This window comes from Sphingobium lactosutens DS20, from assembly GCF_000445105.1.
Lineage (GTDB): Bacteria > Pseudomonadota > Alphaproteobacteria > Sphingomonadales > Sphingomonadaceae > Sphingobium > Sphingobium lactosutens.
Genome location: NZ_ATDP01000096.1, coordinates 1 through 12,309, shown reverse-complemented (window position 1 = coordinate 12,309; position 12,309 = coordinate 1). Strand labels below are relative to the sequence as shown.

The following is a 12,309-nucleotide window of genomic DNA, read 5'->3' as shown; positions in this document are numbered from 1 at the left end:
GGCCCCTGTGCATTGTAGGGACACAGATTCACGGTAGGCATCGACGTCAGGGGTAGCCAACTATTTGCGCAGGTTCTCGATGCCAAGTTCGCGCCACATCCAGGTGAAGTCGTAGGTGGCCATCGGGTCGTTCGCGTCGAGTTGGCTGCTGCTGCGGTTTTCGAGATGCTTGAGCCACCCGGCTACTCGGTGCCGGCCTGCGGCCGTTTGAACGGCTGCGCGCGGGGTGATGTCGCCGAGTATGCCGATGGGTTCATCGAGCGTCGCGCGGTACTGACGGTCGAGCATGGCATGGATGAGCGGGGTTGCCACCTCTGGCGCAATGGCGGGTGCCGGTTCGGACATTGTCAGTCCCTCGGCCCGCGCCGCCATGGCCTGTTCGACCGTCTCGATCGTGGTCAGCGGCGAGCCGACCAACCCGGCTAGCGCATCGGTCATGAGCGCGGTGCCGCGTTTCGCCCGCTCGGCCGAGGTGACGGCGAGAATCAGGGCGCGGCCTTTCAATTCGACATTGCCGAGCACCGGGGTGCCGTCCGCCATCGTCACACCCCACGCCATACGCCCGGTGCTCTTCGCTATTCCGTTCGGTTCCTCGCCCAGCCAGTTCCAGAAGTGCGTGGTTTCCCGCTGAAGCGCAGGGATAGTATCGAGCCGCTCACCGACCAGCGCCTGGGTCACGCCGCGTGCGAAGGGAAAGCGCACGCGGTGGAACACCACTTCCTCGCCATCACTGTTGTGCAGCGTAGGGATCGACGCCGGTCCCATGGTCTTGGGAACGACATCGAACAGCCATGCCGTGCTGATGAGGGCTGGAAGCGCAGCAAGATCGTCGGCGTCTAGGTTCAACGCGGTGCGCGGGCTGCGCTTGCCCTTCGAGCGCCGCAGATCGGCGACGAGCGCCTCGGCCGCCTCCATCGTGAACGACAGCACGCCGCCCGACAGGAGGTGCTTGCCTCCGACCTGCACGACGCGGGCACCGATCCTGTCCCATTGCTTCAGCGTCTGCGAGGCGCTGCGCTCGGATACTCGAAGTGGCTCGTCGCCCTGGATCAGGTCGCGCACAAGGAAGCCGCTCCCGGGCTCGACCTCGCTGACTTCGTAGAGGCTCATCACCGACGATCGAAGGGCACGCAGGTAGATTTTGGTCGAGCCGCTCTCGTTCCAACCCCGGCGCCGAATATAGTCATCAACAATGTTCCGGTCCCCGGGTTCGATGGTGCGCGTGAGCAGATCCTCGAACGCGCATCCCCACAACACGCCGGCCCAATGATCGCCGACGATGTCTGCCAGCTCGTCCGCTTCGAAGTCGAACTCCTCCATCGCCAGACCGAGATGATCGCCGAGCGCCTCGCCCAGATGCTCGCCCCAGGCCGGCGAGGTGGCGAACTTCATGACGCCGGACAGATCGTGACCACGCTTCATGCCTGTTCCCTCTGCTGCTGACTGAATTGCTGGCGGTGCGCGGCGACGATGCGCGAGACCGTGGGTTCGCTGACGCCGTACAACCGTGCCATCTCGGCACCGGACTTGCGACCGGAGGTGACGGATTCGGCGATTTCGCGACGCTGCTTGTCGCCGAGCTTGCGCCGTCGTCCGCCGATCCGCCCTTCGGCACGTGCCTGGGCAAGGCCGGCGCTGGTGCGTTCGCGGATCATGGCCCGCTCGAACTCGGCGAAGCTTCCCACCATTTGCATCATCATCCGCCCTGCCGCGGTGGTGGTGTCGATCGCTTCGGTCAACGAACGAAAGCCCGCTCCCGCGAGCTCGATCCGCTCCATGATGTGCAGCATGTCCTTCAGGCTGCGCGACAGCCGGTCGAGCTTCCAGACGACGACGACATCTCCCTCGCGCAACTGCCCGATCATCTCCAGGAGCTTGGGTCGGTCCCATCGCCCGCCGCTAGCGGTCTCCTCGAATACACGTTTGCAGCCGAGCGCGTCGAGCGCGCGCCGCTGCGTGGCGTTCGACTGGTCGTCGCCCTTCGACACGCGGGCATAGCCGATCAGATAGGATTCGCGCGTCATCCAGCTTCTTTCACAAACGGCCGTATCCGGAGGTGGAAACAGGATGCACCAATTTCCGCAGCCTTGGGCCTTTCACAATCCTCTTTCATTAAGCGGGCAAAAGGCAAGAGGTTTTTGAAGGATGAAACATGCCCGCACGTATTCCGATGACCCAGCGGCAGCGCGCCGCATTGCTTGCTTTGCCCGACAGCGAGGCGGCGGTGGTGCGACACTATGGCCTCGATGCCGAGGACCTTGCTGCAATCGGCACCGCGCGCACTCCGGCAACCCGGTTGAGCTACGCCCTGCAACTCTGTTGCCTCCGCTTTCCGGGGCGGCATCTGCGCGCAGGCGAGCTGTTGCCTGCGATCATGCTCGACCATATCGCCGAGCAGGTCGGGGTGGATGCAGGCGCCATCGCCGACTTCGCGCGGCGAGCGCCGACCCGCTACGATCAGCTTGCCGCCATCAAGGCGCGCTTCGGCTTCACCGATCTGAGCCGGCCAGCGCGCGGTATCATGATGACCTGGCTGGAAATCGAAGCCATGCCCATCGTGGACGGGCGTATTCTGCTCGATCGACTGCTCGACGAGCTGCGCACGCGGCGCATCGTTATCCCCGGCATCAGCGTAGTCGAGCGGATGGCGGCCGAGGCGATGCTGCGGGTGGAAACCGATCTGGTCGCTGCAATCCATGATAAACTCGATGCGGATATGCGTCAGCGCCTCGATACGCTGGTCGATGAGAAGGTGCATGATCGACAGAGCCGCTTGTCGTGGCTGCGCGAACCACAGCCCCGCGTCGCGTCAGCCTCGCTCGCCGAAATCCTTGAGAAGGTCGCTCTGATCCGCAGGACCGGAATTTCCTGTGTTCCGGTCGATCCCCTGCACGAGCCACGCATGACGCAGTTCGCCCGCGAAGGCGTGCGCTATACCGCCCAGGCCTTCCAACAGATGCGCGCCTCCCGCAGGCGGGTCATCCTGCTTGCTACGCTGCGCGAGATGGAAGCCACGCTTACCGACGCGGCGATCGCCATGTTCGGCGCCTTGATGGGACGCGCTCACCTTCGTGCCCGCAAACGCCTGGAACAGGGAATCGCGATTTCGGGACGCGAAGGCCGTGACCGACTGATGCGCATCGCCACCGTGCTGGAAACAGTTAGCCGGGTAGCACGCACCGGTGAAGATATCGGCGCGGCCCTCAGGGATATCGTGCCTCTCGACATGCTCGATGCCGATGCCGCGATCATCCGTCGTACCGCGGCACCTCACAGGGACGATGTGTTGAGCGAGATCGCAGCCGAATACCGGACCTTCAAACGAATAGGACCTCTATTCCTGCAAACGCTCGATTTCCACGGCCGGGCCGGCACCGCGGCGTTGCGCAATGCGATGACGGTCCTGTCGGATCTTGATGGCGACTGGCGCAAGCCGCTCCCTGCCGACGTTCCGCTCGGTCATGTCGAGCGGCGCTGGCACCGCCATGTCGTGGTCGCCGGCAAGATCGACCGGACGCATTGGGAGATGGCCACCTACGGGGCGCTCGCCAATGCACTGGCATCGGGTGATATCTGGGTGCCGAGGTCACGGCTGCACAGGTCGCTGGAGGTGCTGCTCGCGCCATCAAGTGGCGCAGCGCTGCAACCGGTGTTCTCGCTCGGTGATCCACACGCATGGCTCGATCAGCGCGCCGCGCAACTCGACAAAGCCTTGTGCGACGTCGCCCAGAATCTGGCCGGACGTGATGCTGCCCTGTTCGCTGGCGAGCGATTGCGCTTCCCCAAGGAACTGAAGGACGATGATGCCGGGCACGACGAAGGACGGCATCTGACGCTTGCCTGCTACGGTATGCTGCCTGCCACGCGTATCACCGACGTGCTGTCGCAGGTCGAACGATGGACCGGCTTCACCCAGCACTTCGGGCACGTCTCGACCGGGTTGCCGCCTGGCGATGAGCAGGCCTTCCTCGCCACTCTGATTGCCGAAGCGACCAATCTTGGGCTGTCGCGCATGGCCGAGGTATGCGGCGCAGGGTCACGCCGCGCGCTGCTGCGCATGCAGACATGGCACATGCGCGAGGAAACCTTTCGGGCGGCGCTCGCCTGTCTGACCGACGCCATCCACGCCGAGCCGATCGCCGCCTGGTTTGGGCAAGGACACCGGGCTTCCGCGGATGGCCAGGCCTTCTACCTGGGCGGGCCGGGCGAAGCCGGCGGAGCGGTCAACGCCCATTATGGTCGCGACCCAGTGGTCAAGATCTACACCACCATCACCGACCGCTACGCGCCGCTGCACCAGACGGTGATCGCCGGCACGGCAGGAGAAGCCATCCATGCGCTCGATGGGCTCCTCGGCCATGACAGCAACGCCGATCTGACCGCGCTGCACGTCGATGGAGGCGGCGTTTCCGACATCGTGTTCGCAACGATGCATCTCCTCGGGCTCGATTTCGAGCCGCGCATTCCTCGCCTGTCCGACCGGCGCCTCTACGCATTCGAACCTTCGAAGCGCTATGGCAGGCTTGCGCCACTGTTCGGTCACAGGCTCAACCGGGATCTGATCGTCAGCCACTGGCCGGATATCGAACGCGTCATCGGCGCGATGCGTGATCGCACCGTTACGCCCTCGCTGATCCTCAAAAAGCTATCCGCCTACCGCCAGCAGAACAGCCTCGCCGCGGCGCTCCGCGAGGTAGGACGGATCGAGCGCACGCTGTTCACGTTGCGCTGGTTCGACGATCCGGCGCTACGCCGCACGGTCACCGCCGAGTTGAACAAGGGCGAGGCGCGCAACAGCCTGGCGCGAGCGGTCGCCTTCCATCGGCTCGGTCGCTTTCGCGACCGTGGCTTGGAGAACCAGCAAACCCGCGCGGCTGCCCTCAACCTCGTCACCGCAGCGATCATCCTGTTCAACTGTCGCTATCTTGGGCACGCCGTCGAAGAAATGCGCCGCCGCGGAAGCCAGATCGATCCGGCTATGCTGTCTCGGCTCTCACCATTGGGTTGGGATCGCATCAATCTCACCGGCGATTATGTCTGGTCCGATCACCTCGATCTCGACGCCAATGGCCTCATGCCGCTGCTCATCAAACCGCTACCGTGAATCTGTGTCCGCATAATGCACAGGGGCCGGTCAGGGCTTGGCATATCAAGGTTAATGATTTCCTAATACGCTCACATACATGGAATTTAGAGGCGGTAAATAGGCGGTTTTCGATGGATTATTTTGGGATCAGCGCCCTTCATCCCTTGCGCGGACGATGGCGCTAAATTCGGAAATCGCCTGTTGCACGTTGCCGTCATCGCACACGTTAAGCGAGTGGTGGACTGAAACGGCCTGATCGGTTCGCATTTCCAGCCAAGTAATCCGGGCTGTGTTCGGCGCGGGATGGGTCTGCTCTAGCGCGATCTGTTCACTATATCCCGCGATCACATCGTTGATGGCCTCCAGCGCGACCTCATAGGCAATGGCCTGCTTTTGGGACCATAAAGGGCCGGTTGGAGCATCCATGGTTTATTCCTCGCCGCTAAGGCTGTCGCCCTGGCGGCTGAACAGGCGCGACCAGAAACCGCGCTGTGGAGTAGGTTGAGGGGCAGCGCGCTGATCGGTCAGGGCAAGCCGTTGCGCCTGTTCTCGCCAAGCGTTCCGTTCTTCACGCAGTTCCGCAACCTGCTCACGCAACAGCCTGTTTTCAGCCTGTAAACCGGGGGTGTCACTACCTGTTATATATGGCTGTAAAGGTTGCTGCACCTCATTTACAGGGGGCCATACGCGGAACAGTTCGACAGGCTCAATACGCCACTCGCCATTATCTGACTTTTGGCCGGAAACGCGGCCTGTCTTGATTGCTTTCATGAGCGTTTGGCGGGTGACACCGACCTTTTCCGACGCTTCTCTTAGGGTGATACTCATAGTGTCACTCGCTGTTAAGTTGGCCTGTATAGTATCTATATACCGGTTGCATCATCATCGGGCGATGTATTGGATGCACGAAGTTTGTTGCCTAGGCCCGTGACTAGCTGGGAGAGTTCCTCCTGCATCGCTGGGTCAGGTTCCGGCTGTTGGGTGGCGGGCAAGTCTGGTTCCATACCGTCAAGGAATGGCTGCGCTGGCGGGGGAGTGCCGGGGCCGCTTGGTAATTGGCGCTCATCTCGGAACAATGATGGCAAACGGCGCAGCGGCGCCTGTTGGCCCAGTTCCTCAAAGTCAGGTTGTTCCGCTTCCGATATGATGACCGCAGCACTGAACAGCGAGTAGCGCAGGCCGTCACGCTTACCCGACCATGCTACCCGATCATTGATGATGTGGGCATTTACGGTGCCATTTTCCCCAATCTGACGAATCTCTATCCAACGATCCTCGGCTAAAACATCCACGGCGCGTTGAACTGTGCGACGGCTGCATTTCATCAATGCTGCCAAGGTCTTTTGACTTACGACAACAGCATTATGCTCACCAACTCGTGCGGTTAGGATATGCATTAGCTGGGCAGCTTTAGGGGCTTTCTCGATCAGACTAGCCCATGCTTCATGGGCTGCCCGCTCTGTTTGAACCCAGTGGCCTGGTGGTTGTCGCTTCACCAACTCGGACATTTTCAAAACCCTCCGCAGATGGCGCAGGGGTGCGCCATCCTTGTCCAATAATTTGACACGGATGGCGGTTTATTCGACCCATTTCAAGTCAATAAATTGGACATAGAATGTAAATAGATTGCCAAGAATGACGCAGGGGTGCGTCATAGCTGGTGACGCAGGGGTGCGTCATAGCTGGTGACGCACCCCCCCCTGCTAACTCATTGATTTTACTATGTGTTTTTTTCGCCCCTTCTATGTAATCTAAAGGGGGTGCAAGCGCGGACTTAAGCGCTGGCGAAGCAACCCCTTTAGATCAGAACAAAAAGTGAACATTAAGTGCCGCTAGTCGCGGCACGCGTTGGGCGTACTCGGATAGGAATCCTACCCCTTCCACGTTGCAGCAATGCTGCAAGGTCCCAATTGGCTATCAGGAGGTGTAGGAGGCGATTTCCGGCTCGTAGAGCGCAAGGGAGCGGTTGGGGGCAGGTCTGTGCGATCCAAGGGCTTGGCGTGCCCTGACGGGCACCAGAAGGGAAACCGGACTGATGCCAGTTTCTACAGCTTCCCAATATGGGAATTAAGGGGTTGTTTCCCATATTGGGAAATGGCATAGCCTGCTCATGAGGATCATCGCTCGCAAAAACATCGTAGCCTATTTCGCGACGCATCCCCTGACCCGTGCGTCATTGACACATTGGCTAGAGGTTGCAGAAAATGCGGACTGGTCTTCGACAATCGAAGTCATGGCCGATTTTTCAAAAGCAAAAACGGTGACGGCGGAACGGGTTAGATTTGAAGTGGCGGGCGGCGATCATAGAATGATCGTTGCGTTCCATTTCCGGCGAGGGATCGCTTTCATAAAATTTATTGGGACACATGCTGAATATGACCGCATCGACGCCGCGACCGTCGATCAGTTTTGAAGGACAGGCAAATGGATATCAGACCTATCAGGAACGATGACGACCATCGGGCGGCGGTCGATGAAATCCGCGCTCTCTGGAGCGCGGAAGCGGGCAGCGCGGACGAGGATCGTCTCGATGTGCTGGCAACCCTGGTCGATGAATATGAGCGGAAGCGGTGGCCGGTCGACAAGCTGGACCCGGTGGAAGCGATTGAAGCGGCCATGGAGGCGGAAGGGCGCACCCGCGCCGATCTGGCGTCCCTGATCGGGCAATCGCGCGCGACCGAGGTTCTGGCCCGCAAGCGGGGGCTGACCCTCCACATGATCCGCAAAATCGAACGGGCATGGCATGTCCCTGCATCGATCCTTGTCCGCGAATATCAATTATCGCGCTAAATCAGGGCTGCTGCTCATAGAGAGGCACCCACTTGCCCTTGCATGTCTGGGTTTTGGCGTCCCATTTGGCGGTGCATCCGTATAGCTGGCGCTCGATCTTGGGTTCCTGCGCCCAGCGGTAGGCGAGGGCCGCGGCGAAGATCAGTCCCAGCCCGATGAGGGCGGCGGTGATCCATTCCTTCAGGCGATCCCACCAGACCCCTGCGCTGACCCGCTGAAGCTCCCCAGCGGCCCGGTGGAGGGCATTGACCCCCACGCCTGCCTGTGCGGTCCATTCGGCGCGCTGGCGGGCGTCCTGCTCGATCTTCTGGGCCAGTGCGGCGACCTGCTGGGCGACCCCTTCGGCCCCAGCCTTGCGCATGGCGTCGAGCAGGGTGCGATAGTCTGCGCCGGGATCGGATGGAGGGGGAGCATCAAACTCGGCAGGGTCGAAGGGATCAGGCATCGGCGGGGCCACCCTTGAAGGTCCAGCTCTCGAACGCCTTCCGGTCCTGATCGCGGCTGATCCGGCTCATCAGGTCATTGAGGTGGGATTCCCATGCGGGGTCTTTCATGGCGGCATCGAGGAGCAGACCGCCGAGGATGATCTTGCGGCGGGCATCGGCCTTGCGGTTCAGGGTAGCGGCGCGGGCTTCTAATGCCTGCAACCGGGCCTTGGCCTGCTGGACCTTGCGACGGGCGGTTTCGATAGCCTCTGGCGTTGGAGCAGCCATGGTCAATCCTTTCGCTGTGCGATACTGATAGCACCGGACCCGACCGAGCGAAAGAGAGGAAGGGCGCACTTATGCAAACTTGCGTTTGCGTGCGTCAGGGGATACCCCTGAACCCCAGCGGGCTGTCGCCCGCGCCATGCTCCTGCATGGCTAGCAAGGGCGCGGCGATGGCGAGTTTCCATCTTGCGGTGAAGACGATAGGCCGTTCCGCCGGTCGCAGCGCGACGGCAGCGGCAGCCTATCGTGCGGGTGTCGAAATCACGGACGAGCGCACCGGCCTCGTCCATGATTACACCCGCAAGCAGGGCGTCGAACATAACGCCCTTGTCGTGCCCGCCGACGCCCCGGCGTGGGCCAGTGACCGGGCCGTGCTCTGGAACGCCGCCGAGCAGGCAGAGACGCGCAAGAACTCGACCGTCGCCCGCGAATATGAAATCGCGTTGCCCGCCGAGTTGTCGGCCGAGGCGCGGCGCGAGCTTGCGCTGGGCCTCGCACGGGAGATCAGCGAGCGGCATGGGGTGGCGGTGGACGTGGCGATCCACGCACCAGGTCGCGAGGGCGACCATCGCAACCACCACGCCCATCTGCTGACGACGACGCGGCGGATCGGCCCGGAAGGGCTGGGCGCGAAGACCCGCGAACTGGACCAGAAGACGAGCGGGGAGGTCGAGCGCTGGCGTGGCCGGTGGGCCGAGATGCAGAATGCGGCACTGGAACGGGCGAACGTCCCGGAGCGGGTGGACCATCGCAGCCACCAGCGGCGCGGAATCGAGCAGGAGGCGACCGTGCATATGGGGCCTAGCGCGACGGCGATGGAACGCCGTGCCGAGCGTCAGGCCATGCGGGAGGGGCGGGCCTATGAGCCAGTAACGATGGTGGGCCAGCACAACGCCGGCGTCATCGAGCAGCGGGGCCTGCGCCAGTATATAGAGCGGGGGACCGAGTGGCTGCGCGATGCAGGGCAGCGGATATCGGGCAGGCTGCATGCGTTCGCGGCCACCTTGAGCGGCGCGGTCGATCGCGATCGGCGCGATGCAGCAGAGGCGCAGCGTCAGGAGCGGCTTGCCGCCGAGCGCACCCGTGAGCAGGCACAGGAACGTCAGCAGGCGCAGGACCGTGAGAAGGTGGCGGAGAAGTTCAGGACCATTGCCGGGAAGCGCGAGGCGGGCACCCACGGCTATGGCGACCATAATAGCGACTGGAAGGCGACCCCGGAGGCGCTCCGCAAGGCGGTGGATGCCTATAACGGAGCGAACCAGCACACCAAGGATCTCTACATCGAGCGGATCCAGCGCGAACCCCAGATGGCGCGCGCGGTGGGCCAGTTGCTCCACGAGCGCGAGCTGGTCCTGCAACGGGATCGTGGCATGAGCCGATGAGGGTAACGGAGTCTCATCTCCGCAAGTGGTCGTTGCTTCAGGTTAGCAACGGTTCCTGTGCTGTCGGCATGGCAATGGCGGGTTTGGTATTAGGAAGAGGGGTAAACCAGTCCGCCAGTTTGTAGCTTGCCCACGCTAGGGTCATGCCGACCGGAATATCAATAATATAATGCCACCTGCTCGCCACCGCCATTATCAGGATATAGGCAAGGATAAAGGAATATAGAGGGACGAGCACCTTTCCATGCTTCCATGCAAACAGGAAAAACAGATAGGCGCTTGCCGAATGGAGTGATGGCATTGCAGCCAGGCCAACGGTGAAATTGATACTACCATGCTTTGCCAGAAAAGCCGGGCCGGTTGCGACTGAGTTACGATAGAACTCCAGCATGCTATGCTGGCCCCCTGTAATCATGGGATTGACACCTGCTTCGTAGATGAATGGCCCAACCGCAGGTGCAACAAGATAGGCGAGCGTCCCGAATACTTGCAGGAGCAAGGCGGAAATGATGAGCCTACCAAAATATTCTGGCGTCTTGATGGCATGATAAAGGAAGCTTGTATAAAATAGTGCTATATATGAGATCATGTAAAAATTGGATTCATATGGTATGAAGAAGAAAGCACTTCGGCGCAGAAACATACATGCATCAACGACTGGCCTCATTAACTGATCTAATGCCCAATACGACGCATCGAAATTGGTTGGATTTATATGCGGTATCCATAGTTTAATATTGAAATGCGCAAAAAGGATTGCCGCATAGCAAGGCAAAGCGATCAGGAAGCGGGATGCGATTGCACGGTTTCCGACAAAGAATGTCAGGATTCCAAGTAGCCCAACTCCGATGAGCGGATATATGTAATGAATACCTACAAAGGCCGCCCGTTCTCCCGATGGATAGATAATCGGGAGGTTGAATATCAACGAGAATAAAAGCATGATTAAGATCATGGCGCCAGAAATGGCTAATTCTGGCATTCTTTTTAAATAGGTTTGGATCATAGATCACCGTAGAATAGTCGTTTCTACGGGAACTCTATAAATATCCCCGCGGTCAGGCCCCTGTGCATTGTAGGGACACAGATTCACGGTAGGCATCGACGTCAGGGGTAGCCAACTATTTGCGCAGGTTCTCGATGCCAAGTTCGCGCCACATCCAGGTGAAGTCGTAGGTGGCCATCGGGTCGTTCGCGTCGAGTTGGCTGCTGCTGCGGTTTTCGAGATGCTTGAGCCACCCGGCTACTCGGTGCCGGCCTGCGGCCGTTTGAACGGCTGCGCGCGGGGTGATGTCGCCGAGTATGCCGATGGGTTCATCGAGCGTCGCGCGGTACTGACGGTCGAGCATGGCATGGATGAGCGGGGTTGCCACCTCTGGCGCAATGGCGGGTGCCGGTTCGGACATTGTCAGTCCCTCGGCCCGCGCCGCCATGGCCTGTTCGACCGTCTCGATCGTGGTCAGCGGCGAGCCGACCAACCCGGCTAGCGCATCGGTCATGAGCGCGGTGCCGCGTTTCGCCCGCTCGGCCGAGGTGACGGCGAGAATCAGGGCGCGGCCTTTCAATTCGACATTGCCGAGCACCGGGGTGCCGTCCGCCATCGTCACACCCCACGCCATACGCCCGGTGCTCTTCGCTATTCCGTTCGGTTCCTCGCCCAGCCAGTTCCAGAAGTGCGTGGTTTCCCGCTGAAGCGCAGGGATAGTATCGAGCCGCTCACCGACCAGCGCCTGGGTCACGCCGCGTGCGAAGGGAAAGCGCACGCGGTGGAACACCACTTCCTCGCCATCACTGTTGTGCAGCGTAGGGATCGACGCCGGTCCCATGGTCTTGGGAACGACATCGAACAGCCATGCCGTGCTGATGAGGGCTGGAAGCGCAGCAAGATCGTCGGCGTCTAGGTTCAACGCGGTGCGCGGGCTGCGCTTGCCCTTCGAGCGCCGCAGATCGGCGACGAGCGCCTCGGCCGCCTCCATCGTGAACGACAGCACGCCGCCCGACAGGAGGTGCTTGCCTCCGACCTGCACGACGCGGGCACCGATCCTGTCCCATTGCTTCAGCGTCTGCGAGGCGCTGCGCTCGGATACTCGAAGTGGCTCGTCGCCCTGGATCAGGTCGCGCACAAGGAAGCCGCTCCCGGGCTCGACCTCGCTGACTTCGTAGAGGCTCATCACCGACGATCGAAGGGCACGCAGGTAGATTTTGGTCGAGCCGCTCTCGTTCCAACCCCGGCGCCGAATATAGTCATCAACAATGTTCCGGTCCCCGGGTTCGATGGTGCGCGTGAGCAGATCCTCGAACGCGCATCCCCACAACACGCCGGCCCAATGATCGCCGACGA

Annotated in this window: 13 protein-coding genes; 4 read left to right on the top strand and 9 right to left on the bottom strand. The window is 61.2% G+C overall.

Annotation, left to right across the window (positions count from 1 at the left end; genetic code table 11):
* Positions 1 to 60 precede the first annotated feature (60 nt).
* Both RLDS_RS43995 and RLDS_RS43990 read right to left on the bottom strand, forming a co-directional pair.
* Positions 61 to 1,422, bottom strand: coding sequence for a hypothetical protein (locus RLDS_RS43995; protein WP_021226801.1), 1,362 nt, complete (start codon positions 1,420 to 1,422; stop codon positions 61 to 63).
* Entirely contained in the window at positions 1,419 to 2,024 is a 606-nt protein-coding gene (locus RLDS_RS43990; protein WP_021226800.1) for a recombinase family protein, read from the bottom strand. Before RLDS_RS43990 ends, RLDS_RS43995 begins: the two co-directional genes overlap by 4 nt.
* A gap of 128 nt (positions 2,025 to 2,152) precedes the next feature.
* Between RLDS_RS43990 and RLDS_RS43985 the strand changes: the two genes are divergently transcribed.
* On the top strand, positions 2,153 to 5,104 hold the full coding sequence (locus tag RLDS_RS43985) for a Tn3 family transposase (protein ID WP_021226799.1): 2,952 nt from the start codon (positions 2,153 to 2,155) through the stop codon (positions 5,102 to 5,104).
* A 129-nt stretch (positions 5,105 to 5,233) separates the two neighbouring features.
* On the opposite strand, the gene RLDS_RS43980 is transcribed toward RLDS_RS43985, so the two are convergent.
* Genes RLDS_RS43980 through RLDS_RS55370 form a run of 3 tightly spaced genes read right to left on the bottom strand, consistent with a single transcriptional unit; the run spans position 5,234 to position 6,594 of the window.
* Entirely contained in the window at positions 5,234 to 5,512 is a 279-nt protein-coding gene (locus tag RLDS_RS43980; RefSeq protein ID WP_021226798.1) for a hypothetical protein, read from the bottom strand.
* A gap of 3 nt (positions 5,513 to 5,515) precedes the next feature.
* Complete coding sequence (locus tag RLDS_RS55375; protein WP_084514847.1) at positions 5,516 to 5,914, bottom strand: hypothetical protein; 399 nt, start codon at positions 5,912 to 5,914, stop codon at positions 5,516 to 5,518.
* Positions 5,915 to 5,949: 35 nt separating this feature from the next.
* Positions 5,950 to 6,594 (bottom strand): helix-turn-helix domain-containing protein, encoded by a 645-nt coding sequence (locus RLDS_RS55370; RefSeq protein ID WP_152528066.1) that lies wholly within the window; start codon positions 6,592 to 6,594, stop codon positions 5,950 to 5,952.
* 602 nt (positions 6,595 to 7,196) lie between these two features.
* On the opposite strand from RLDS_RS55370, the gene RLDS_RS43970 reads away from it, so the two are divergent.
* Positions 7,197 to 7,499: a type II toxin-antitoxin system HigB family toxin gene (locus RLDS_RS43970; RefSeq protein WP_021226795.1), complete on the top strand. Its 303-nt coding sequence runs from the start codon at positions 7,197 to 7,199 to the stop codon at positions 7,497 to 7,499.
* An 11-nt stretch (positions 7,500 to 7,510) separates the two neighbouring features.
* Complete coding sequence (locus tag RLDS_RS43965; protein WP_021226794.1) at positions 7,511 to 7,876, top strand: helix-turn-helix domain-containing protein; 366 nt, start codon at positions 7,511 to 7,513, stop codon at positions 7,874 to 7,876.
* A gap of 1 nt (position 7,877) precedes the next feature.
* Here RLDS_RS43965 and RLDS_RS43960 read toward each other — a convergent pair whose 3' ends face one another.
* Positions 7,878 to 8,321 (bottom strand): hypothetical protein, encoded by a 444-nt coding sequence (locus RLDS_RS43960; protein ID WP_021226793.1) that lies wholly within the window; start codon positions 8,319 to 8,321, stop codon positions 7,878 to 7,880.
* Entirely contained in the window at positions 8,314 to 8,589 is a 276-nt protein-coding gene (locus RLDS_RS43955; RefSeq protein WP_021226792.1) for a hypothetical protein, read from the bottom strand. Before RLDS_RS43955 ends, RLDS_RS43960 begins: the two co-directional genes overlap by 8 nt.
* Positions 8,590 to 8,735: 146 nt before the next feature.
* On the opposite strand from RLDS_RS43955, the gene mobQ reads away from it, so the two are divergent.
* Entirely contained in the window at positions 8,736 to 9,968 is a 1,233-nt protein-coding gene (mobQ, locus tag RLDS_RS43950; RefSeq protein ID WP_021226791.1) for a MobQ family relaxase, read from the top strand.
* 37 nt (positions 9,969 to 10,005) lie between these two features.
* On the opposite strand, the gene RLDS_RS43945 is transcribed toward mobQ, so the two are convergent.
* Positions 10,006 to 10,974: a phosphatase PAP2 family protein gene (locus RLDS_RS43945; RefSeq protein WP_031298416.1), complete on the bottom strand. Its 969-nt coding sequence runs from the start codon at positions 10,972 to 10,974 to the stop codon at positions 10,006 to 10,008.
* Between the two features lie 115 nt (positions 10,975 to 11,089).
* Positions 11,090 to 12,309, bottom strand: a 1,220-nt coding sequence (locus tag RLDS_RS43940; protein WP_021224477.1) for a hypothetical protein, incomplete at its 5' end; no start/stop codon positions are given.

Excerpts from the sequence above, each read along its gene's own strand:
- RLDS_RS43995 (WP_021226801.1), bottom strand. The coding sequence starts at position 1,422 with ATGAAGCGTGGTCACGATCTGTCCGGCGTCATGAAGTTCGCCACCTCG.
- RLDS_RS43990 (WP_021226800.1), bottom strand. The coding sequence starts at position 2,024 with ATGACGCGCGAATCCTATCTGATCGGCTATGCCCGCGTGTCGAAGGGC.
- RLDS_RS43985 (WP_021226799.1), top strand. The coding sequence starts at position 2,153 with ATGCCCGCACGTATTCCGATGACCCAGCGGCAGCGCGCCGCATTGCTT.
- RLDS_RS43980 (WP_021226798.1), bottom strand. The coding sequence starts at position 5,512 with ATGGATGCTCCAACCGGCCCTTTATGGTCCCAAAAGCAGGCCATTGCC.
- RLDS_RS55375 (WP_084514847.1), bottom strand. The coding sequence starts at position 5,914 with ATGAGTATCACCCTAAGAGAAGCGTCGGAAAAGGTCGGTGTCACCCGC.
- RLDS_RS55370 (WP_152528066.1), bottom strand. The coding sequence starts at position 6,594 with ATGTCCGAGTTGGTGAAGCGACAACCACCAGGCCACTGGGTTCAAACA.
- RLDS_RS43970 (WP_021226795.1), top strand. The coding sequence starts at position 7,197 with ATGAGGATCATCGCTCGCAAAAACATCGTAGCCTATTTCGCGACGCAT.
- RLDS_RS43965 (WP_021226794.1), top strand. The coding sequence starts at position 7,511 with ATGGATATCAGACCTATCAGGAACGATGACGACCATCGGGCGGCGGTC.
- RLDS_RS43960 (WP_021226793.1), bottom strand. The coding sequence starts at position 8,321 with ATGCCTGATCCCTTCGACCCTGCCGAGTTTGATGCTCCCCCTCCATCC.
- RLDS_RS43955 (WP_021226792.1), bottom strand. The coding sequence starts at position 8,589 with ATGGCTGCTCCAACGCCAGAGGCTATCGAAACCGCCCGTCGCAAGGTC.
- mobQ (WP_021226791.1), top strand. The coding sequence starts at position 8,736 with ATGGCTAGCAAGGGCGCGGCGATGGCGAGTTTCCATCTTGCGGTGAAG.
- RLDS_RS43945 (WP_031298416.1), bottom strand. The coding sequence starts at position 10,974 with ATGATCCAAACCTATTTAAAAAGAATGCCAGAATTAGCCATTTCTGGC.